Source organism: Mameliella sp. AT18 (assembly GCF_028807275.1).
Classification (GTDB): Bacteria; Pseudomonadota; Alphaproteobacteria; order Rhodobacterales; family Rhodobacteraceae; genus Antarctobacter; species Antarctobacter albus.
This window is the reverse complement of record NZ_JARAMO010000082.1, coordinates 15805-37109: the sequence shown is the minus strand read 5'-3', so window position 1 is coordinate 37109 and position 21305 is coordinate 15805. Positions and strand designations below refer to the sequence as shown.

Sequence of the window (21305 nt, the reverse complement as noted above, 5' to 3'; positions counted from 1 at the left end):
CCACCATCGCCGCGTTCTGCTGGGTGACCCGGTCGAGGTTGGAGATCCCGACATTGATCTCCTGCAGGCCCTGGGCCTGTTCCCCGGCGCTGCTGGCGATGCCGGTCATCATGTCTGACACTTCGGCGACGCGGGTCAGCACGTCGTCCAGCGCGCCACCGGCCTCTTCGACCAGCCTGACACCGCTGGCCACCTGTTCGCCGGCACCGGTGATCAGTTCCTTGATCTGCTGGGCCGCCGCCGCGCTGCGCTGGGCCAGGCCGCGCACCTCTGTCGCCACCACGGCAAAGCCCTTGCCGCTTTCGCCCGCGCGCGCCGCCTCGACCCCGGCGTTCAGGGCCAGAAGGTTGGTCTGGAAGGCGATGTCGTCGATGACGCTGGTGATTTCCCCGATCTGCTCCGAGGACTTCTCGATCACGCTCATCGCCTCGATGGCAGAGCGCATAACCTCGCCGTTGCGTTCCGCGATCTCGCGGGTCTGACGCACCTGGTCGTCGGCGCTGCGGGCGTTTTCCGCTGCGGCACTGACGCTGCTCAGCAGTTCCTCCAAGGCCGCCGCCGATTCCTCCAGCGTGGCGGCCTGTGTCTCTGTCCGTCGGGACAGATCGTCCGAGGCAGAGGCGATCTGGTTGGCATTGTCCAGCAGGCTGCCGGCGCTGGCCGAAACCTCGTCGACCACGCGGCGCAGGCTGGCGATGGCGCGGTTGTAGTTGGTCCGGAGCGCGGCATATTCCTCGGGGAACTCGGCCACGATCTCACGGTTGAGCACGCCGTCCGCCAGAACGTCCAGAGCCTTGCCCAGATGGGTCACCATCTCGACCTGGCGCTCCATGTCGCGGGCACGCTCTTCCTCGGCGTCGCGCGCGGTGCTGAGGGCCTGCGTCATGTCCTGCATATGGGCGGCGATGCTGCCGAATTCATCGCGACGGCCGCTCATCCCGATCTCGGTGTCATAATCCCCGTCGGAAATTCGTTTTACCGCCTCTGTCACCTCACGCAGCGGACGTCCAAGGCTGCGCTGCAGCAAAAGCAGCGTCGCCCCCAGCAGCACGATGAAGACCGCCGCAGCCGTCAGCAGGATGCCCATCTTCTCGGAGCGCACGGCGGCATGGGCCGAATCGGCGTTCCAGGCCATCGCAAGAACGCCGATCACCGGTCCTTCGGGCCCGGCCAGGACGGGTTCCGCCACCAAGAGCCCCCCGTCGGTGCTGATCCGCGTACCCTCGGCCAGGGCCTTGGCCGCCAGGCCTGCGACACTGTCCAGCAGCGCCGCGTCCTCGCCGGCGACGGCCAGGCGCTCGCCCTCGGCGTCCAACACCAGCGTCGCGCGCCCGTTGGCCCCGGCCGCGGTCATCGCGGCCGAGACTTCTTCTTCCACCTTCGGCAAGGCCTTGAACCGGATCGGCTTGCTCAGCGCGCTTGCGCTGAGTTCGACCGTCCGCGCGGCCTGGTCGACCACGCCCTTGACGGCGAGGTCGTCGACCAGCCGCAGGGATTGTACCGACAGCACGCCCGCCACCACGATCGTGGTCACAGCCATGATGCCCGCGCACCTGATGAATACCGAGTGCAGGCCCGCCCCTGACCTCGTCTTGCCGCCGTCCTGTGTCATGTTCTTGTCCCTTGCCTGAAGTTGGGGTTTTGCGCCGTGGCCTTACAGCAGCACTTCGGCATCGACCCCGACGGTCATGGCGCCGATCGGCCTGCCCGTGACGGGGTCCGTGATCGTGATCGAGATCTGTGCCTGGTAGCTTTGGCTGGATTCGTCGAATTCGACCTCGCCGAAATGCACGGCGCCGGCGCCCTTGGGATAGGTTTCCTGGTACTTGGCCTCATCCCCCTGCCAATAGTCCGAGGTCGCGCCCGAGGCGGCCACGTTCAGCCCCTTTGCGTCCATCACAATCACCTCGGTGATCATCCCGCCGCTGGCCTCGATCCGCGCGCGGAGGAAATCCGCGGCCGCGTTCATCAGGACACCATCGACCAGGTCGGACCCTGTCCCCACCTCAGCCCGCCAGGTTGCGTCCAACTGGGTGATCCGCGTCGCGTCATAGCCGCCGGTCAGGGCATTCTGGGCCTCGATCGCCTCGACGATCGCGGTGTCATGGGCCCAGGCCATGATTTCACTGTCGACATAGGCCTGCATGGCCTCTTGAGGTTCGGCCGCAAAGGCGGCAGGCGCCGCCGCGAACAGCGCGGCGGACAGTAGCAGTGCACGTTTCATCCATGAGTCTCCGGTGTAAGTTCAGGATGACGGCACACTATGCAGTCTCCGGTTTACGGGCACTTAACCGACTGTAAAATTGAAACTATTTTGGTTGTCATGTCAAAAGCGACATGGCGTCGCTTTCCGCGCAGACAGGACCGCACCGCAAAGACAGGCTGCTTTGCATGAAGATGCATGATGCGGCTATCTCTTTGATCCTGCGCCAGATCGGGGCGCGCCGCGGGCGCGCGGCACGGGGACGTCCGGGCTGGAAATCGGCCCCCTGATCCCTGCCCCCTTTCCTTCGGAGACACCACAGATGACAGCCCCTCTTTCCCGCCGTGGTGGCGGCCGAGCCGCCCGAGTCGCCGCCCGCGCCACCGCCCTTTCCGAAGACCAGCGCCCGGTCCGCCCCGGTCTCATCGGCGGGCGCTACCGCCCGCTGACAGAGGCCGAGGTGACGCGCATCCATGCCAGCGCGCTGGTTGCCCTGGACGAGATCGGCCTGTCCGGGGCGCCAGCCTCCGGGGTCGAGATCCTGACCGGCGCAGGCGCGCGGCTGGGCGAGGACGGGCGCCTGCGCTTTCCGCCCGCGCTGGTCGAGGACATGCTGGCCAAGGCCGCGCGCGACATCACATTGCCCGCCCGCGACCCCCGGTTCGACCTCGACCTTTCGGGCCAGCGTGTCCACTACGGCACCGCCGGGGCGGCGGTGCACCTGGTCGAGATCGACGGCCAAACCTACCGCGAAAGCACCCTGCAGGATCTGCACGACGCGGCGCGGATAGCGCACCAGCTGGACAATATCCACTTTCTCCAGCGCCCGATGGTCGCCCGTGACCTCACGGACAATCTGGAATTGGATCTGAACACGCTCTACGCCTGCTGCTCCGGGACAACCAAGCAGGTGGGCACTTCCTTCTCGGACCCTGCCAACGTGCCGGACGCGCTGGACCTGCTGCACATGATCGCCGGGGGCGAGGCCGCCTGGCGCGCCCGACCTTTCGTGTCGAATTCGAACTGTTTTGTCGTGCCGCCGATGAAATTCGCCTCGGAAAGCTGCGAGACGATGGAGGCCTGCATCCGGGGCGGCATGCCCGTGCTGTTGCTGTCGGCGGGCATGTCCGGGGCCACCGCCCCTTCGACCATCGCGGGGGCGATCGTGCAATCGGTGGCGGAATGCCTGGCGGGGCTTGTCTACGTCAACGCCATCGCACCGGGCCACCCGGCGATCTTTGGCACCTGGCCCTTCGGGTTGGACTTGCGGACCGGGGCCATGTGCCTGGGATCGGGCGAACAGGCGTTGCTCAGCGCGGGCTGTGCCCAGATGCACGCACATTACGGGCTGCCCGGCGGCACCGCGGGCGGGGCGGCGGATTCCAAGCTGCCGGACATGCAGGCGGGCTGGGAACAGATGTGTTCCAACGTGCTGGCCGGGGTTGCCGGGGCGAACATGGTCTACGAGGCGGCGGGGATGCATGCCTCGCTGCTGGGGTTCTGCCATGAAAGCCTGATCCTCGGCGATGACCTGATCGGCCAGGCGCTACGCTGCGTGCGCGGAATCGAGGTCGACGACATGACCCTGGCCCTGGACCAGATGCGCGCCGTCTGCATGGGGGGGCCGGGCCACTACCTGGGCACGCCGGAAACCCTGGACAGGATGCACCGCGACCATCTTTATCCCCGCTTGGGCGACCGCACCTCGCCCCGCCAATGGGAAGAGATGGACAAACCGGACCTGGTGGCCAAGGCCACGGCGCGCAAGCAGGAGATCCTGGCCACGCGCAGCCCGGCCCGTTTCGATCCCGCCACGGACAAGGCGATCCGCGCGCGGTTCCCGATCCACCTGCCCGCCTGAACGGGACGCAAGGCCGGGGCCCGCCGCGGCTTGTGCCCGCGGCGCGCCCGCGCTAGCCCTTTGCCTGCGCATTTCCGGAGACCGCCATGCCCTATGTCTTTCTTGCCTTCGCCGTGCTGGCCGAAACCATCGGAACCACGGCCTTGCAGGCCAGCCAGCAGTTCACGCGCGTGGTGCCGACGGCCATCACCATTGTGGCTTATGCCGCGGCCTTCTACCTCCTTGGAATTGCGCTGAAGTATTTTCCCGTGGGCATCGCCTATGCGATCTGGTCGGGTCTGGGCATTGTTTTCATCGCCGTGATCGGCCTGGCCGTCTTTGGCCAGAAACTGGACCTGCCGGCGATCCTCGGGATGGGCATGATCCTGGCGGGCATCCTCGTCATCCACCTCTTCTCAAATACCTCGCCTCACTAGGCACGGATGAACGAAAAAGCCCCCCGGAGATCACTCCGGGGGGCCCGCGCCTTCCGCTCACATGAGGGGGACGATCAGAAGCGGAAGGTTGCCCGCAGCGAGTAGGTCTGCGCGTCCACGTCCGCGCCGGAACCGCCGACGTCGTCAAAGCTATGCGCCAGCGCCTCGCCACCGATCGAGAAACGGTCGGTCACTTTGTAGTCGAGGCCGACACCGCCGACCGGCCCGGTCGCATCACCCAGCGAGCTTTCGATGCGCGCCACGCCCGCGGTCCCGTAGACCAGCGTCCGACCGAAGTCGGCACCGACCCGGCCCTTTAGCCGCATCACGTTGTCCACGTCGACGCCGCCGAGGCTGAAACCGTTGCCATCCTGATATTCGAATTCACCACCGACGACATAATCGCCGAAGTCATAGTCGTAACCGCCATAGACGCCGTAGACGCCACCGTTGTCGGATGTGCCGCCGCCCTGGGCATTCATGTTGCCAAAGCTGAAGCCCACGTAGGGACCGGTCCAGTCCACGCCGACGGGAGCTGCGGGCACGACGGGCGCCGCCGGTTCGACCTCGACCGGCGTGCGGTCGATGCTGCCGGCCAGCACGGGCGCGGCGCCAAGCGATGCGGTCGCTGCGATCACTGCAAAGATGCTCGATTTCATGACTGTCTCCTTTTCTGGTTCCCTGACGCTGCGAGTGCACAGCGCGTCATGCTGAGCCGCAAGTAACGGCCCGTGATGTACATTCAACGGGTCGGAGGCCCGGTTGTTCCCTGTTGCGCGCCCTGCCCCCGCGTTACCGGCCAAAGCCCGCTGAGTTTCACCAGCAGCCCGGCAAACCTCCGCCGGTTCCCTGCGGCAGTCTCGCAGGTGTGATCCGTGACACCCTTGCAATGGGCTTGCGGCAAATCGGCACTGGTCTTTTTGTCCCTACCCGGCTAGTCCCGCGCCAACTCCGGACAAAGGAACCGTCTCATGGATTTGCGCAACGTCGCGATCATTGCTCACGTTGACCACGGCAAGACGACGCTGGTGGACGAACTGCTGAAACAATCCGGCGCCTTCCGCGCCAACCAGGCCGTCGCCGAACGGGCGATGGATTCGAACGACCTGGAACGCGAACGCGGAATCACCATCCTTGCCAAGGCCACCAGCGTCGAGTGGAAAGGCACGCGGATCAACATCGTCGACACCCCCGGCCACGCCGATTTCGGCGCCGAGGTGGAGCGCATCCTGTCGATGGTCGATGGCGTGGTGCTGTTGGTCGATGCCGCCGAAGGCCCGATGCCGCAAACCAAGTTCGTGACGTCCAAGGCGCTGGCCCTGGGCCTGCGGCCCATCGTGGTGCTGAACAAGGTCGACAAGCCGGACGCGGAACCGGACCGTGCCCTGGACGAAGTCTTTGACCTCTTCTCTGCCCTCGATGCCGATGAGGACCAGCTGGACTTTCCGCATCTCTACGCCTCTGGCCGGTCGGGCTGGTGCGACGCCGAGCTTGATGGCCCGCGCAAGAACCTGGACGCGCTGTTCAACCTGATCGTGAACCACGTTCCGGAACCCAAGCAGATCAAGAAGCGCGACGACGACTTCACCATGCTGGCCGTGACGCTGGGGGCCGATCCCTTCGTGGGCCGGATGCTGACCGGTCGCGTCGAATCCGGCAAGCTGAAGGTCGGCCAGACGGTCCAGTCGATCAGCCGCATCGGTCAGAAGATCGAACAGTTCCGGGTCACCAAGATCCAGGCCTTCCGCGGTCTGCAGCAGCAGGACATCGAAGAGGCCGAGGCCGGCGACATCGTCTCGATCGCGGGCATGACCAAGACCACCGTGGCCGATACGATCTGTGCCCTGGCCGTGGACGAACCACTCGAGGCGCAGCCGATCGACCCGCCGACCATCACCGTGACCTTCGGCATCAACGACAGCCCGCTGGCTGGCCGCGACGGCAAGAAGGTGCAGTCCCGTGTCATCCGCGAGCGCCTGCACAAGGAAGCGGAAACCAACGTCGCGATCCGCATCAAGGACACGCCCGGCGGCGAAGCCTTCGAGGTCTCCGGCCGCGGCGAACTGCAGATGGGCGTCCTGATCGAGAACATGCGCCGCGAAGGCTTTGAACTGTCGATCTCGCGCCCGCAGGTCATCATGCGCGAGGAAGACGGCGTGACGATGGAACCGGTCGAAGAGGCCACCATCGACGTCGACGACGAATACACCGGCGCGGTGATCGAGAAACTGACCGGTACCCGCAAGGGTGAACTGGTCGAGATGAAGCCCGCCGGCGCCGGAAAGACCCGGATCATCGCGCATGTCCCCTCGCGCGGGCTGATCGGCTATCACGGCGAATTCCTGACCGACACGCGCGGCACGGGCGTCCTGAACCGCGTCTTCCACGGCTGGGCCCCGCATAAGGGACCGATCCCGGGCCGCCGCGCGGGTGTTCTGATCTCGATGGAAAACGGCGAAGCGGTGGCCTACGCGCTGTGGAACCTCGAAGAGCGCGGCAAGATGATGATCGGCGCCCAGGCCCCGGTCTACACCGGCATGATCATCGGCGAGCATTCCCGTGAGAACGACCTCGAAGTGAACCCGCTCAAGGGCAAGAAGCTGACCAACGTGCGGGCCTCCGGCACCGACGAGGCCGTGCGCCTGACCACTCCGATCACGCTGAGCCTGGAAGAGGCGATTGCCTACATCAACGACGACGAGTTGGTCGAGGTCACGCCCAACGCGATCCGGCTGCGCAAGCGCCATCTGGACCCGCACGAACGCAAGCGCGCCGCACGCGGCGCCTGAACCTGCCTTGGGCCCGCCGCCCTTGGCGGTGGGGCCACCTCGGATTCCGCATCAAGAGCGTCGGACAACAGGCTGAAAAACAGGGGAATATCGGCCCCTGCAAATCGAAAAAGGCGCGGGGTGGCAGTCCCCGCGCCTTTCCGTAACATTTGCCTGCAGCTAATTACTTGCAGGAAGCCTTCTTCGCCACGTAGTAGCCCGCCTTCACCAGGTGCTTGGACTCCTTGTAGACGGCCGGGTAGTGAACCTTGACCATCTGGCCGTTCTTGTATTCCCACTCTGTGTGGGCGGCCATGATCAGATGCTGCTTGTAGCCATATTTGGCCGGAACCCAGACCTTGTCGTAGCAGGCCACGACCTTGCCTTCCCAAGCCATCGCAGGGGCTGCGAAAGCGGCTGCGAGAAGTGCGCCAGCAAGAACTTTTTTCATGAACTTTCTCCCAAGAAATTGAAGGTATCCAAACTCTAGCCAAGAAAATCGCGCCCGCGCGACAGGAATTCCTGACTTGGCGTGGCAAAAAAGGGCAAACACCACAATTTTCTGCCCAATTCAGAGATTCTGTGGTTGGGGTGCCATAGTTTTGCAACGGTCCAGCCTGCAGGACCGGGCTCATATTTTTCCAATACGGGAACAATTACCGGAATCGAAAATTTTTGCCCCTCCGACAAGAGGTTGGACGGAATGTCGCACGAATCACTCATCTTCCCAATGGCGGGTGCTGGACTACGGCAGGAGGCCGCTCAAGCCGCCCGAACCGCGGGCGAAAAGGCGCCTATATACGGAAGAGATCGGGAATATGCGTCAGAAATCAGGGCTGACCGGATCGCCCAGGCTGATCTCTCCGGGTTCCAGAACCGAACAACACCAGCCACCATGCCCGCGCAGAGCCGAATAGCCCCCGGGACCAAGAACCTGCTCCATCCGGGAACACGGCGCACATGGCACCTCGACCGCCAGTCGGACCATGCCGATCCGCAATCCGAATTCCCTCAGCGCGCTCAGGTTGATACCGGAAATGACAAGGTTGCGCCGCAGCAGATCGCGCGGCAGGTCCTCCCGTCCCGCAAGGGCGGCAATGACCGGCAGATGTTCCGCCTGCAGCAAGGTCACGGCCCGCTTGCCGGGCCGGCCATGATCCCCGTCCAGCCCGTCGGTTGTAATCCGGGCCCGTTCCACCGGAACCAAAACCGCTTTGCGCGCGGGCCGCAGCCCAATCCAGTCGAGCCGCCCCGGCCCCGCGAAGGACCGACGCAGCTCTGCAAGCGGTGTCACTCGCTGGTCTCGACCACCAGCAACTCGCGCTCGGAGGCACCGCGCGCGTGGCTCAGGGCCTCCTGGTAGGCGTCGGAGTGGTAGCAATCCACCGCCGCCTCGACCGAGGGGAACCTGGCCACCACGTTGCGCGGGCGTTCCTTGCCTTCGAGCTGCACGAAACGACCGCCCCGGGCGATGAAGGTTCCACCATGCGCGGCAATGGCCGGTCCAGCCAGTTCGGCATATTTCCCATAGGCCTCGGCGTCACTCACGGTGACATGGGCAATCCAGAGTGCGGGCATCTCAATTTCCTCCGATCACGGCTTCGGCGGCCTTGATGGCTGCCTCGGCGTTGTCTGCGCTGGCACCGCCGCCCTGGGCCATGTCGGGACGGCCACCGCCGCCCTTGCCTCCCAGTTCGGCCACCGCCGCCTTGACGATGTCCACCGCCGACAGCGTGCCTTTCAGGTCATCGGTGACACCAGCCGCCACCGCCGCCTTTCCGCCCGCATCGGCGATCAACAGCACGGCGCCGGATCCGATGCGCGATTTGTGCTCGTCGATCAGCGGCGGCAGGTCCTTGCCCGTCACCCCGCTCAGCACCTGAGCAACGAACTGGACCCCGTTGATTTCACGCGCTTCCGAGCCCGCGCCCTGACCCGCACCACCGGCCATCGCCAGCTCGCGGCGCAGCTGGGCCACCTCGGACTCAAGCTTCTTGCGATCTTCCAGAAGGGCCTTGACGCGGCCCGGCACATCAACGGCGCTGGCCTTCAGAACGCCCGCGACCTCGGCCAGGCGGTGATCCTGCTGCGTGAGGTAGTCAAAGGCAGCGGCGCCGGTCAGCGCCTCGATCCGCCGCACACCCGCGCTGGACGCGCTGTCACCCAGGGTCACGAAAAGGCCGATGTCACCGGTCTGGCGCACATGGGTGCCGCCGCAAAGTTCGATGGAATAGGTCTGCCCATCGCTCCCCTTGCCAGAACCCGCCTGCGTGCCCATCGAGACGACGCGCACTTCCTCGCCGTATTTCTCACCGAACAGCGCCTGCGCGCCGATTTCACGTGCGTCATCCGGGGTCATGATGCGGGTGCTCACCGGCGCGTTCTGCCGGATAAAGGCGTTCACGTCGCGTTCGACCTTTTGCAGATCCTCCAGGCTCAGCGCCTGTCCGTGGCTGAAGTCAAACCGCAGGCGCTCCGGCGCGTTCAGCGAGCCGCGTTGCGCGACATGATCGCCCAACCTTTCGCGCAGCGCCTCGTGCAGCAGGTGCGTGGCCGAGTGGTTGGCCCGGATCGCCGAGCGGCGCCCGTGATCCACCTCGAGCTGCAGTGCGTCGCCCTTGGCAAAAGTCCCGCGATCCACGGTGACGTGATGGGCATAGACCTTGCCGCCCGCCATCTTCTGCGTGTCGCTGACAGTGGCGCAGTCATCCTCGTTCTCAAGCCGGCGCAGCCAGCCGGTATCGCCGACCTGGCCGCCCGCTTCACCATAGAAAGGTGTCTGGTTCAGGACGATCCAGCCGCTTTGACCCTCGGTCAGGCTGTCAACCGCCTTGCCGTCCACCACCAGCGCCAGCACCTGGCCCTCGGCGGTTTCGGTGTCGTAGCCCAGGAAATCGGTGGCGCCATGCGTGTCGGCGATGTCGAACCAGACGGTCGCATCCGCCGCTTCGCCCGACCCGCTCCAGGCCGCACGGGCGCGCGCCTTCTGTTCGGCCATCGCGGCGTCAAAGCCTTCGACGTCCACTTCGCGGTTCTTCTCACGCAGCGCGTCCTGCGTCAGGTCCAGCGGAAAACCGTAGGTGTCATAGAGCTTGAAGGCCGCGGCCCCGGGCAGCGGCGCGTCGCCGTCGAGCCCGGCAAGCTCATCGTCGAGCAGTTTCAGCCCGCGATCCAGCGTCGCCTTGAAGCGCGTTTCCTCGCTTTTCAGCGTTTCCTCGATCAGGGCCTGCGCGCGGGTCAGTTCCGGATAGGCCTGCCCCATCTGGCGCACCAGGGCAGGCACCAGCCGGTACATCAGCGGGTCCTGCGCACCCAAAAGGTGCGCATGGCGCATGGCGCGGCGCATGATCCGGCGCAGGACATAGCCGCGCCCGTCGTTCGACGGCATCACGCCATCCGCGATCAGGAAAGAGGTCGAGCGCAGATGGTCAGCGATCACCCGGTGATGCATCTTGCCCGGCCCGTCCGGGTCGGCGCTGGTCGCATCGGCGCTGGCCTCGATCAGGCTGCGCATCAGGTCGGTGTCATAGTTGTCGTGCTTGCCCTGCAACAGCGCACCGATCCGTTCCAGCCCCATGCCGGTGTCGATCGACTGCATGTCGAGCGCCTTCATCGAGCCGTCCTCGAACTGCTCGTTCTGCATGAAGACGACGTTCCAAATCTCGATGAAACGGTCACCGTCTTCCTCGGGCGATCCCGGAGGGCCGCCCCAGATGTGGTCGCCGTGGTCGTAGAAGATCTCTGTGCAGGGGCCGCAAGGGCCGGTCGGGCCCATCTGCCAGAAGTTGTCCGAGGTATCGATGCGGATGATCCGGTCCTCGGGGACGCCGACCTTCTTCCAGATCTCGAAGGCCTCGTCATCGGTATGATAGACCGTGGTCAGCAGTCGCTTGGGATCGATGCCGAATTCCTTGGTCACCAGTTCCCAGGCAAAGGGGATGGCCTCTGGCTTGAAATAGTCGCCGAAGGAGAAATTTCCCAGCATCTCGAAAAAGGTATGGTGACGCGCGGTATACCCGACGTTGTCGAGGTCATTGTGCTTGCCGCCCGCCCGCACGCATTTCTGCGAGGTTGTGGCGCGGTTGTAGTCGCGCTTTTCCACCCCGGTGAAGAGGTTCTTGAACTGCACCATGCCCGAGTTGACGAACATCAGCGTCGGATCGTTGCGCGGCACCAGCGGGCTGGAGGCCACGACCTCATGTCCCTGCTTTTCGAAATAGGTCAGAAAGGTCGAGCGGATGTCGTTCAGGCTTGCCATTGCGGGCCTCTTTGCGGGCGAGTGATCGGCGCAGATGTAGCGGCGCCATCCGCAAGTGTCCACAGTCGCCTGTCGCCGTTGCACCCGACACCAAAAGGGGCGCCCCGAAGAGCGCCCCTGGCCTATCCGTCCTGTCGCCGGATCAGTCCTCGGTCAGTTCCGGATCGCTCTCGGGCATGTCAAAATCCAGACCATGCGCGGCGCGGATCTTGTCCTCGATCTCCAGCGCGACGCGCGGGTTTTCCCGCAGGTAGGTCTTGGCGTTTTCGCGACCCTGCCCGATCCTTTCGTCGCCGTAGCTGAACCACGACCCCGACTTGTCCACGACGCCGGCCTTGACGCCAAGATCCAGCAGTTCGCCCATCTTCGAGATGCCCTCGCCGTACATGATGTCGAATTCGACCTGCTTGAACGGCGGTGCGACCTTGTTCTTGACCACTTTGACGCGGGTCTGGTTGCCCACGACCTCGTCACGATCCTTGATCGAGCCGATACGGCGGATGTCGAGCCGCACGGACGAGTAGAATTTCAGCGCGTTGCCGCCCGTGGTCGTTTCGGGCGAGCCGAACATGACGCCAATCTTCATCCGGATCTGGTTGATGAAGATCACCATGCAGTTGGACCGGCTGATCGAGCCGGTCAGCTTGCGCATCGCCTGGCTCATCAGACGGGCCTGCACACCGACATTCGAGTCGCCCATGTCGCCTTCAAGTTCCGATTTCGGGGTCAGGGCGGCGACCGAGTCGACAACCACCATGCTGACCGCGCCCGAGCGCACCAGCGTATCGGTGATTTCCAGCGCCTGTTCGCCGGTGTCGGGCTGCGAGATCAGCAGCTCGTCCAGGTCGACGCCCAGCTTCTTGGCATATTGCGGGTCCAGAGCGTGTTCGGCGTCGACAAAGGCGCAGACGCCGCCTTTCTTCTGTTCCTCGGCCACGCAGTGCAGCGTCAGCGTCGTCTTGCCCGAACTTTCGGGGCCGTAGATCTCGATGATCCGGCCCTTGGGCAGCCCGCCGATTCCCAAGGCGATATCCAGCCCCAGCGAGCCGGTCGAGGTGGCCTCGATATCCTTGATCGGATTGTCGCCACCCAGTTTCATGATCGAGCCCTTGCCGAACTGTCGTTCGATCTGGGCGAGTGCGCTGTCCAGGGCCTTCTGTTTCTCGGCCTTACGCTTGTTGTCCATGCTCAGAAGATCTGCCGTTGCCATGCGTTTCGATCCTTATTCCATATGCCGGCGAGCGCGGCAATCGCTGCTTTCGTTCACCTCTTGTTCCCAAATCTATGGGATCAAACCGTGAACAATTCAAGTGAATTCTTTCTCTTTCCAGCTTGGCGCGTGAGGGTTAAGGCAAGGTTACCGAAACGGGAACAAATTGAATGCTCGTGTTCTGGAAAGCGCGCCTTGTCATGCTGGCGGTCCCAAAGACCGGCACCTCTGCCTATGCGCGGGCGCTGGCGCCCCTGGCGTCGATGGCGGTCTCGGACCCGCCCGAGTTGAAACATGCGCCGGTCTATCGATACAACCGTTTCTTCCGCCCGATGTTCGAGAAGATCGGTGGCGAGATGGAGCTTCTGGCGGTGATCCGTGAACCGGTGGACTGGCTGGGATCCTGGTACAGGTACCGGCAGCGTGATTTCCTGAACGGCAAGCCGACCTCGACGCGGGGGCTCAGCTTTGACAAGTTCTGCGATGCCTATGCGCGGGGTGATCGCCCCCCTTTCGCCAATGTCGGCAGCCAGGCCAAGTTCGTCGAGCCGCGGCCCAACGGTGTCTCGGTCAACCACCTCTTCCGCTACGAGAACCAGGCCGGGTTGCTGGCCTTCCTAGAAGAGCGGCTGGGGACGAATATCGACCTGCCGCGCGATAACGTCTCGCCCCGGCGCGACCTGTCTCTGTCTCCGGAGATCGACGCCAAGTTGCGGCGCAAGTGTGCCGCGGATTTCGAGACCTGGGAAAGCGCGACCTAGGTCCGCTTCGTCAGTTGAGCTGCTGGTGCACCGTCTCGGTCAGGTCCGACAGCGAGAAGGGCTTGGGCAGGAAGACGGAGTTGGGGATCTCTTCGCTGCCTTCGCCAAAGGCGTCCTCGGCGTAGCCCGAAACAAAGACCACCCGCGTATCCGGACGCCGTTCCCGCGCCTTGCGCACCCAGGTCGGCCCGTCCATCCCCGGCATCACGACGTCGGTGACGAAGATGTCCACGGCCAGTTCGTCGTCATCCAGCGTCTTGAGCGCATCCTCGGCGGTTTCCGCCTCGATCACCGTGTAGCCGCGCAGGCGCAGCGCGCGGGCCGCGAAGGCCCGGACCGGGGCCTCGTCCTCGACCAGAAGAACAACGCCGGACCCTTGCTCGGGCAGCTTCCGCTCGGTCTTCTGCTCGATGGCCACGGCCTCTTGGCGGGGCGCCTCAAAAGCCGGGAACAGCAGGGTGAAACAGGTGCCCTGCCCGACCACGCTGTCGACAAAGATGAAACCGCCGGTCTGCTTGACGATGCCATAGACGGTGGACAGACCAAGCCCCGTCCCCTCGCCAGTGCGCTTGGTGGTGAAGAAGGGCTCAAAGACCTTCTGCAACTTGTCCTGCGGGATGCCCATGCCCTCATCCGTCACCCGGACGGAAACGTAGAGTCCGGGCGCCACCACCGCGCGGTCGCGGGTCATCGATTCCGTCAGTTCGCGGCGCTCCGTCTCGACCACGATCTCGCCCCCCTCGGGCATGGCGTCGCGGGCGTTGACCACCAGGTTCATCATCACCTGTTCCAGCTGTCGGCGGTCGCCGCGCACCGTCGGCAGGACGGGATCGTGTTTCAGCGTCAACCGCACCTTTTCGCCCACCAGCCGGTTCAGCAGATGCGCAAGATCGGAGAGCGTGTCGCGCAGGTCCATGACCTCGGGCTGCATGGTCTGCTTGCGTGAAAAGGCCAGAAGCTGCCCGACAAGCGCCGCCGCCCGGTTGGCGTTCTGGTTGATCTGGACCAGGTCGCCGTAATCCGGATCCCCCTGGTCATGGCGCAGCAACAACAGGTCGCAATGCCCCGAGATCGCCGTCAGAAGGTTGTTGAAGTCATGCGCGACACCGCCCGCAAGCTGGCCGATGGCCTGCATCTTCTGGCTCTGGACGAATTGCGCCTCGAGCGTCTTGAGCTCGGTCGCGTCGTTGAGAACGGCGATCAGCGCCGTCTCGCCATCCTCGATCACGCGGTTCAGCGTGACCTGGACAAAGACCTCACGGTCCGCGCGCGTCAGGCGCAGGAACTCGGACCGGTGCAGGCCACGGCCATCGGCAGCCTCCTGCAGCCAGTCCTTGATCGCACGCCCCAACCCCTCCATGTGCTCGGCGAGGTGACCGGGATCGCCCTGACCGAGGTTTAGCAGGCGACGGGCCTCGGGGTTGGCCCGCAGGACACGCCCGTCCGGCGCGACCTTGAGCAGCGGCACCGGCAGGCCATCGAAACTGCCCATCAGGTCCTGGCGCCCCGAATCCTCGGCGATGGGGGACAGAACCAGTTCCTGCCGCCCGCCGCCGATGTCGGCACTATGGACCAACACGCTTTGCCCGGCATGGGCACCCTTGAGACAATGTACCCCGTCGGGGCGCAATGGCAGGTCTGCAAAGATGTCATCCAGGCGCTTGACCCGCTGGCCGACCAGGTCACGCGCCACCGGGTTCATGTAGAGCACCGCGCCGTTGCGCCCCAGCGAGATTACCGCGAGATCGGCCCGTGTCCGCCCGCCCGCACGTTGCGATTCATTCTCCAGCCGCCACAACATCATGTCGGGCCGGAAGGCGCGGACGTAGATCCTGTACCCTTCGGAATGGCTGGTGACATCCTCGACCGCCGCGCCCTCGGTCAGCGCCTTTTGCTGCAACCGGTAGATGATCCCTTCGGAACTGGCAAAGACGTCGCGCAGCATGGTGGACAGCTGGATGATCCCGTCGCTGGCAAAGCGTTCGCGCGCGGTGCGGTTGCTTGTCAGCACCGCGCCTTCGGCATCGGTGAGGAAACAGAAGGCCGGTTCGGTCTCGATGAAATCCGCAAGCAGGGCCAGCCGCCGTTTTCGCCGCCCGCCGGAAACCCGGTCGACCAGCAGCCAGACCACCGCGAGACACCCAAACGCCCCCGTGGCGGCCAACGCCACAACCTGGACCGAACGCACCGTGGCCACCTGGGAAATCAACAGCGAAAGCGTCGCCAATACAACCAGTGCAGCTGCACCGACGATGGGCGTCATGCCGTTCTGTCGTTTCTGCGCGATGTCAATCGCAGCTTCCACCTTGCCCCCCGGGATCACGATTCGCTTCCTGTCATAATGCCAGCCTAGACCGTTAAGGGGACGTTAACTGTCGTCCAGGCTCGCGTCAAAGTTGTGTCTTTCAGGTTTCGGTCCGCCGAAGAACCGCGGCAAAGAACCCGTCTCCACCCGATTCAGGAAGGAATTGCCGCTGCACCTCGACCGCCCAGCCGGGTCTGCGGTCCAGGAAGGCGCTGACTTGCGCGGCGTTTTCCTCGGCCAGCACCGAACAGGTCGCATAGGCCAGCACACCACCTTCGACGACGAAACCGGCCGCTTGATCAAGGATTTCGGACTGGATCGTGCAGAGGTCCGCAAGCCGCGCCTCCGTCAGGCGCCACTTGCCCTCGGGCGCCCGCCGCCAGGCCCCGCTGCCCGAACAGGGCACGTCACAAAGAACAAGGTCGAAATCCCCCTCAGGCGTGCCGGTGATGCGAACATCCGCGCCGGCCCGGGCCGCCCGCGCCGGCAGATCGACCATGCGTTTCGCTGCCGCATCATGGGCCACGACTGGCCCGCCCTGCATCCGTGCCGCCATCGCCAGCGCCTTGCCGCCGCCCCCAGCGCAATAATCCAGCACCCGCATGCCGGGTTCCAGCGGCAGCAGATCGACCACCGCCTGGCTGGCGGCATCCTGCAGTTCGACAAGGCCGTCGAGATAGGTGCTGCTGCGCATGATCCCGCGGGCGCCCCCCGTCACCCGCAAGGCGGTGGCCGAGAGGTCATGCGGTTCCGCCAGGATCCCATCCTCGGCCAGACGTGCGAGTGCCGCGTCAGGCGTCGCCCGCAACAGATTGACACGGAGAAAAACTTCGGCCCGGGACCGCAGGGCCAGTGCCGTCGCCTCGGCCGCGGACCCGAGACTGTCCCGGAAGCGGGCGGCCAGCCAGTCCGGCAAATCCAGCGCCGCCGCCCCCTCCGGCGCCTGACCGGCGGCCTGTTCATCTGCACCAAGCGGGGCCGGTGCATGGCCCTGCCCCGAAAAGATCGTGTCGGGATCTTCTTCCCTGAGACGGAGCAGCCCCAACAAGCGCGCCCGCCCGGTTTCGCCGCCGCCCAGGGCCGCGGTCGACCGCCAGCAGCGCAGCGCGTCGAAGACAAGGTCACGAACCGCCGCCCGGTCCTTTGACCCGGCATAGCGCGCGGCACGTCCCCAGCTGGTCAAAGCCTGTTCCGCAGCCTGCCCGGCGGCAATCCGGTCCAGCAATTCAATGGCGGCCTGTACTCGCGCGGCGGGGGTCATGGGCTGTTCTCCAACGGGGACAATCGACCCTGCCTAGCCCAGCGACACGGGTTTGACGAGACCCGTTCCCGGCGCGCCTTTCGCGCCGGGCCTCTACCCATTCACGCCTCGAACTCTCCATTGGAGAGTTTGCAGGGCAAAGCCCGGACCGGCGCTCACCCGATCCGGTAGTTCGGGCTTTCGCGGGTGATCTGCACGTCGTGCACGTGGCTTTCCTTCAGCCCCGCCCCGGTGATCTTCACGAAGGTGCAGTTGCGGCGCATCTCTTCGACCGTGGCACAGCCGGTATAGCCCATCGCAGCGCGCAACCCGCCGACCAGCTGGTGCAGCACCACGCCCGCCGGGCCCTTGTAGGGCACCTGCCCCTCGATCCCCTCGGGGACCAGCTTGTCGCTGGCGGCGTCCTTCTGGAAATAGCGGTCAGCAGAGCCGCGCGCCATCGCGCCCAGGCTGCCCATGCCGCGATAGGCCTTGAACGACCGGCCCTGGTAGAGGATCACCTCGCCCGGGCTTTCATCCGTTCCGGCGATCATGGAGCCGACCATCGCGCAGGAGGCGCCCGCCGCGATTGCCTTGGCGAAATCGCCCGAGAACTTGATGCCGCCATCGGCAATCACCGGCACGTCGCCTGCCGCCGCGGCGCATTCCATGATCGCAGTCAGCTGCGGCACGCCAACACCGGCCACCATCCGCGTCGTGCAGATCGAACCCGGCCCGATCCCCACCTTGACCGCATCCGCGCCCGCGTCGATCAGGGCGCGCGCGGCATCCGCCGTCGCGACGTTGCCCGCGATCACCTGCACCTCGTTCGACAGCAGCTTGGCACGCTCGACCGCCTCCAGCACTCCGGCGGAATGGCCATGCGCCGTGTCGACCACGATGATGTCGACCTGCGCATCCACCAGCGCCTGCGAGCGTTCATAGCCAGAATCGCCCACACCGGTCGCCGCCGCCACCCGCAGGCGGCCCAGGCCGTCCTTGCAGGCGGTGGGGTTCAACACCGCCTTTTCCGTGTCCTTCAGGGTCAGAAGCCCGGTCAGCTTGCCGTCCTTGTCGGTCACCAGCAGCTTTTCGATCCGCCGCGCCTTCATCAGGTTGATGGCTTCCTCGCGGTCCGCCGGTTCGGTCAGGATCGCCAGGTTGTCACGGGTCATCATCGCGTGGACCGGCGTGCCGTCATTCTCGGCAAAGCGCATGTCGCGGTTGGTGACGATGCCGACGACGCGATGCGACTCGTCGATCACCGGGAACCCGGTGAAGCCGTAGCGTTCGGTCAGCATCCGCGCGTCGCCCAGGGTCTGGTCCGGGCGCAGGGTGACGGGGTTGTAGACGATGCCGCTCTCGAACCGCTTGACCCGCCGCACTTCGCGCGCCTGCTCCTCGATCCCGAGGTTCTTGTGGATCACCCCGATGCCGCCGGCCTGCGCCATCGTGATCGCCATCCGGCTTTCGGTGACGGTGTCCATCGCGGAACTCAGAAGGGGAATGTTCAACGCAATCGACTTGGTCACTTGCGTCCGTGTGTCTGCCGTCGACGGCAACACGCTCGAGGCCGCGGGAACAAGCAGGACGTCATCGAAGGTCAGGGCCTCGCGAATCTCCATTGGGGCACTCCTTGGGAGGGATCGGTTGGCGCGTCCCTATCGCACGGGCAGCGGGGAAAGGAAAGAGCGCGCGGCACCGCGTCTCACCCCCCTGCCCCATGCGTACCCGGCCACCGGTCTTCCATGATCAAGTCATCCAGATCCAGACGGCGGCGCCAGCCCCGCGCTTGCAGTTCCGGCTGGGCAAAGGATTCTTCGATATGACCGACGCAAAGATAGGCGACAACCTCGACATGGTCGGGCAAGTTCAACAACGCCCGCAGGTCCTCTTGTCGAAAGATGCTGACCCAGCCGACGCCCAGTCCCTCGGCCCGCGCCGCCAGCCAGAGGTTCTGCACCGCGCAAACCGTGGAATACAGGTCCATGTCGCGGTTGTGCGTGCGCCCCAGCACCACCTTGCCCCCGCGTGTCCGGTCACAGGTCACGGCGATGTTCAGCGGCGCCTTCAGGATGCCTTCGAGTTTCAGCGCGGCATATTGGCTTCGCTTCTCGCCATCGAACATGGCCTCGGCCTCGGCATTGGCCTGTTCAAAGGCGGCGTGAACCGCGCGCCGACGGGCCGGATCGCGGATCAGGAGAAAGTTCCAGGGCTGCATGAAGCCAACCGAAGGTGCCGCGTGGGCGGCCTCCAGCACGCGGCGCAGCATCGCGGGGCAGATCGGATCGGGCAGGAATTCGTTGCGCACATCCCGGCGCGCGTTGATGACGTCATAAAGCGCCTGGCGCTCGCAGGCGGCAAACTTGCGCGCTTTTTCGGGCGCAACTGGGGAATCGGGCATTCTTCGGCTCCGCAAAATGACAATGACCGGACGCTGTCCAAGGCGCCGGTCGATGTCGTCAGGCCGGTCTTCTGGCTTGGGGTATGCCGGGGCGGACGCCTTCCCGGGGTTGTCCCCAGTGGCATCTGTCCGCTCCATCCCCCTTACAGCGGCGGGCCCGCGCCGGTCTTGCACCGGCTTCCCGATTCTCCCCTCACGGGGCACCTGACGGTCGCAGAATGCGACAGGCGGGCCGGCGGGGCAATCGCCGATCCTGTCCCCGGAACGCGAAACAGGCGCCCAAAGGGGCGCCTGCAACGATCCATGACGGTCAAGACCCGGTCACTCTGACGCCGCGTCGGCCTTTTTCTTTTCCGCCTTCTCGACCGCCTCGCCAATGGCCTGCACCGACCAGGCGAAATCCACGTCCAGCGCCGTGTCGAACACCCAGTAATCGCGCGGGACGTAGAAATTCGCGGCATAGCCCGTGCCACGTCCACCCCAGGCCGCAAGGCCGTGGCAGGTCATGCAGTTGGTCTGGATCCCCATATCGGTCGTCGTCGTGGTCCAGCCACCCGCGCCGTCCGGGATCTGCACCGTCTCGGTGATCCCGATGACCGGCGTGCCGAAACCGGCCTCCAGGTAGGGATTGAAGGCCGTCACCAGCGCGCCGACGTTCTTGCCGCCGACTAGCGGCTGGGCCGGCACCAGCATCGAATAGGCCGGCGCCATCGCGTAATGCGCCGCCTGTGTGGTCAACGTATCGGGCCGGGCCGATGCCACCGCTGCGCTGGAGGGCGTGTTGGGCCGGGCGGCGTCCGCCTCCCACCAGAAGGTCTGCCAGGTCCACTGCGTCGTCTCGCGAGAGGTGACATGCATGGCCACCAGCAGAGCGATAGAGGTCTCTCCGTCGGTCAGGTCGCTGCTGTCCCCCGTCGACTTGTTGACGAAGGCTGCATCCTCTTTTTTCAGGTCCACGGCGATAAAATCATCGACGGAATAGATGTTCCCTTCGGATGGGCTCTTGCAGTTCACGTCGACCCCGGTCGAAGTCGTCGGCCCCTCGAGGTCGAGATCGACATAGACGCATTGCTGCCAGAGCGTCTCTGGATAGCCGCCCTGCTTCATGTCAGGTGTCCAGTTGGCCAGGTCCGGCTCTCCGGGCCAGGCGGTAAAGGCGTACAGCCTGCGGGTCTGGCCATCCGCGCCGGTCCACTCGGTGATGCGATCATCGGTGATCAGCTTGTAGACCGGCTTGACGTTCACCGCCGCATCGGGAAAGCGCACCTTGTCTCCCTGTTCCAGCAGCCGGTCCAGCACCTCGGGCTTGCCCGTGCCGGTGTCCAGCAGGTATTGCGCCGAGGGCGGGCTGTAGGCCACGTTTTCCAACACGTCTGTATTAACGATGATCCCCGCGGCATTTTTCACCGGCTCGGTCCCGTCCTTCTTTTCCTGCGCGGCGTTGGCCAGGAAACCGTCCACCAGCCCGTGCTTGAACATCTGGTTCGATTCGCCCAGCCGGAACTGATCTACGGGTGACTCGCCGGTGAAGACGTCGATCACATCCGCCTTGGTCAGCCATGTTTGATAGGTCAGCCGGGCATAGGCGCCCTCCCCCTCGACTGGTTTCGTCAGTCCGGCCCAGATCCCCCAGGCGTGGGCATGGATCGCGTCACTGTTTTGCGGCTCCGCCCGGATCCAGGCGTCGATCTCGGCCTCGGGCGTCGGGAAGCGGACACCCGGCGCGGGTTCCGCAGGCATGTCGACGCCATAGTCCTGCGCCAGGGCCGTCAGCGGCAGCCCTGCCAGCGCCAGGGCCAACAACGGCCGACTCTTGTTCAACGAGTTCATTTCAGTCCCTCCAGTGCAATCAAAGATTGTATCCACATTACGCAGGGTA

Annotated in this window: 17 protein-coding genes and 1 riboswitch; of the genes, 4 read left to right on the top strand and 13 right to left on the bottom strand. The window is 65.1% G+C overall.

Annotated features, from left to right (window positions below):
- Positions 1 to 1612: methyl-accepting chemotaxis protein (locus PVW46_RS11295; RefSeq protein ID WP_274575966.1), on the bottom strand; the 1612-nt coding region annotated here is incomplete at its 3' end.
- Between the two features lie 42 nt (positions 1613 to 1654).
- On the bottom strand, positions 1655 to 2224 hold the full coding sequence (locus tag PVW46_RS11290) for a hypothetical protein (RefSeq protein WP_069211661.1): 570 nt from the start codon (positions 2222 to 2224) through the stop codon (positions 1655 to 1657).
- Between the two features lie 301 nt (positions 2225 to 2525).
- Between PVW46_RS11290 and PVW46_RS11285 the strand changes: the two genes are divergently transcribed.
- Positions 2526 to 4064 carry a trimethylamine methyltransferase family protein gene (locus tag PVW46_RS11285; protein WP_069211660.1) on the top strand — a complete coding sequence of 513 codons (1539 nt, stop codon included), beginning with the start codon at positions 2526 to 2528 and terminating at the stop codon, positions 4062 to 4064.
- An 86-nt stretch (positions 4065 to 4150) separates the two neighbouring features.
- A complete protein-coding gene (locus PVW46_RS11280) occupies positions 4151 to 4480 on the top strand; it encodes an SMR family transporter (RefSeq protein ID WP_043145149.1) in 330 nt (109 codons plus the stop codon).
- Positions 4481 to 4554: 74 nt separating this feature from the next.
- Here PVW46_RS11280 and PVW46_RS11275 read toward each other — a convergent pair whose 3' ends face one another.
- The gene (locus PVW46_RS11275) at positions 4555 to 5139 is read right to left on the bottom strand and encodes an outer membrane protein (RefSeq protein ID WP_069211659.1); all 585 of its coding nucleotides are present in this window, start codon (positions 5137 to 5139) and stop codon (positions 4555 to 4557) included.
- 312 nt (positions 5140 to 5451) lie between these two features.
- On the opposite strand from PVW46_RS11275, the gene typA reads away from it, so the two are divergent.
- The gene (gene typA, locus PVW46_RS11270; RefSeq protein WP_069211658.1) at positions 5452 to 7269 is read left to right on the top strand and encodes a translational GTPase TypA; all 1818 of its coding nucleotides are present in this window, start codon (positions 5452 to 5454) and stop codon (positions 7267 to 7269) included.
- Between the two features lie 163 nt (positions 7270 to 7432).
- Here typA and PVW46_RS11265 read toward each other — a convergent pair whose 3' ends face one another.
- The 5 genes from PVW46_RS11265 to recA form a co-directional block, all read right to left on the bottom strand.
- Positions 7433 to 7699, bottom strand: coding sequence for a hypothetical protein (locus PVW46_RS11265; RefSeq protein WP_043145159.1), 267 nt, complete (start codon positions 7697 to 7699; stop codon positions 7433 to 7435).
- Between the two features lie 372 nt (positions 7700 to 8071).
- Positions 8072 to 8542 (bottom strand): MOSC domain-containing protein, encoded by a 471-nt coding sequence (locus PVW46_RS11260; protein ID WP_069211657.1) that lies wholly within the window; start codon positions 8540 to 8542, stop codon positions 8072 to 8074.
- Positions 8539 to 8826 carry a DUF1330 domain-containing protein gene (locus tag PVW46_RS11255; RefSeq protein ID WP_043145164.1) on the bottom strand — a complete coding sequence of 96 codons (288 nt, stop codon included), beginning with the start codon at positions 8824 to 8826 and terminating at the stop codon, positions 8539 to 8541. Before PVW46_RS11255 ends, PVW46_RS11260 begins: the two co-directional genes overlap by 4 nt.
- Position 8827: 1 nt before the next feature.
- Positions 8828 to 11506, bottom strand: coding sequence for an alanine--tRNA ligase (gene alaS / locus PVW46_RS11250; RefSeq protein WP_069211656.1), 2679 nt, complete (start codon positions 11504 to 11506; stop codon positions 8828 to 8830).
- A 142-nt stretch (positions 11507 to 11648) separates the two neighbouring features.
- Positions 11649 to 12716 carry a recombinase RecA gene (recA, locus tag PVW46_RS11245; RefSeq protein ID WP_043145166.1) on the bottom strand — a complete coding sequence of 356 codons (1068 nt, stop codon included), beginning with the start codon at positions 12714 to 12716 and terminating at the stop codon, positions 11649 to 11651.
- Between the two features lie 170 nt (positions 12717 to 12886).
- Between recA and PVW46_RS11240 the strand changes: the two genes are divergently transcribed.
- Entirely contained in the window at positions 12887 to 13477 is a 591-nt protein-coding gene (locus tag PVW46_RS11240; RefSeq protein WP_069211655.1) for a gamma-glutamyl kinase, read from the top strand.
- A 10-nt stretch (positions 13478 to 13487) separates the two neighbouring features.
- Here PVW46_RS11240 and PVW46_RS11235 read toward each other — a convergent pair whose 3' ends face one another.
- From PVW46_RS11235 to PVW46_RS11215, 5 genes are all read right to left on the bottom strand, one after another.
- Positions 13488 to 15740, bottom strand: coding sequence for an ATP-binding protein (locus PVW46_RS11235; protein ID WP_083242524.1), 2253 nt, complete (start codon positions 15738 to 15740; stop codon positions 13488 to 13490).
- 142 nt (positions 15741 to 15882) lie between these two features.
- Positions 15883 to 17043 (bottom strand): RsmB/NOP family class I SAM-dependent RNA methyltransferase, encoded by a 1161-nt coding sequence (locus tag PVW46_RS11230; protein WP_069211654.1) that lies wholly within the window; start codon positions 17041 to 17043, stop codon positions 15883 to 15885.
- Positions 17044 to 17198: 155 nt separating this feature from the next.
- Entirely contained in the window at positions 17199 to 18647 is a 1449-nt protein-coding gene (gene guaB, locus PVW46_RS11225) for an IMP dehydrogenase (protein ID WP_069211653.1), read from the bottom strand.
- 83 nt (positions 18648 to 18730) lie between these two features.
- The gene (gene bluB, locus PVW46_RS11220; protein ID WP_069211652.1) at positions 18731 to 19426 is read right to left on the bottom strand and encodes a 5,6-dimethylbenzimidazole synthase; all 696 of its coding nucleotides are present in this window, start codon (positions 19424 to 19426) and stop codon (positions 18731 to 18733) included.
- A gap of 44 nt (positions 19427 to 19470) precedes the next feature.
- Positions 19471 to 19649: riboswitch (cobalamin riboswitch) on the bottom strand.
- 98 nt (positions 19650 to 19747) lie between these two features.
- Positions 19748 to 21256, bottom strand: a complete 1509-nt coding sequence (locus PVW46_RS11215; RefSeq protein WP_139132452.1) for a hypothetical protein — start codon at positions 21254 to 21256, stop codon at positions 19748 to 19750.
- Between the last annotated feature and the right edge of the window lie 49 nt (positions 21257 to 21305).

Excerpts from the sequence above, each read along its gene's own strand:
- recA (WP_043145166.1), bottom strand. The coding sequence starts at position 12,716 with ATGGCAACGGCAGATCTTCTGAGCATGGACAACAAGCGTAAGGCCGAG.
- PVW46_RS11230 (WP_069211654.1), bottom strand. The coding sequence starts at position 17,043 with ATGACCCCCGCCGCGCGAGTACAGGCCGCCATTGAATTGCTGGACCGG.
- PVW46_RS11240 (WP_069211655.1), top strand. The coding sequence starts at position 12,887 with ATGCTCGTGTTCTGGAAAGCGCGCCTTGTCATGCTGGCGGTCCCAAAG.
- bluB (WP_069211652.1), bottom strand. The coding sequence starts at position 19,426 with ATGCCCGATTCCCCAGTTGCGCCCGAAAAAGCGCGCAAGTTTGCCGCC.
- alaS (WP_069211656.1), bottom strand. The coding sequence starts at position 11,506 with ATGGCAAGCCTGAACGACATCCGCTCGACCTTTCTGACCTATTTCGAA.
- PVW46_RS11290 (WP_069211661.1), bottom strand. The coding sequence starts at position 2,224 with ATGAAACGTGCACTGCTACTGTCCGCCGCGCTGTTCGCGGCGGCGCCT.
- PVW46_RS11255 (WP_043145164.1), bottom strand. The coding sequence starts at position 8,826 with ATGCCCGCACTCTGGATTGCCCATGTCACCGTGAGTGACGCCGAGGCC.
- PVW46_RS11280 (WP_043145149.1), top strand. The coding sequence starts at position 4,151 with ATGCCCTATGTCTTTCTTGCCTTCGCCGTGCTGGCCGAAACCATCGGA.
- PVW46_RS11265 (WP_043145159.1), bottom strand. The coding sequence starts at position 7,699 with ATGAAAAAAGTTCTTGCTGGCGCACTTCTCGCAGCCGCTTTCGCAGCC.
- PVW46_RS11235 (WP_083242524.1), bottom strand. The coding sequence starts at position 15,740 with ATGACGCCCATCGTCGGTGCAGCTGCACTGGTTGTATTGGCGACGCTT.
- PVW46_RS11275 (WP_069211659.1), bottom strand. The coding sequence starts at position 5,139 with ATGAAATCGAGCATCTTTGCAGTGATCGCAGCGACCGCATCGCTTGGC.
- typA (WP_069211658.1), top strand. The coding sequence starts at position 5,452 with ATGGATTTGCGCAACGTCGCGATCATTGCTCACGTTGACCACGGCAAG.
- PVW46_RS11215 (WP_139132452.1), bottom strand. The coding sequence starts at position 21,256 with ATGAACTCGTTGAACAAGAGTCGGCCGTTGTTGGCCCTGGCGCTGGCA.
- PVW46_RS11285 (WP_069211660.1), top strand. The coding sequence starts at position 2,526 with ATGACAGCCCCTCTTTCCCGCCGTGGTGGCGGCCGAGCCGCCCGAGTC.
- guaB (WP_069211653.1), bottom strand. The coding sequence starts at position 18,647 with ATGGAGATTCGCGAGGCCCTGACCTTCGATGACGTCCTGCTTGTTCCC.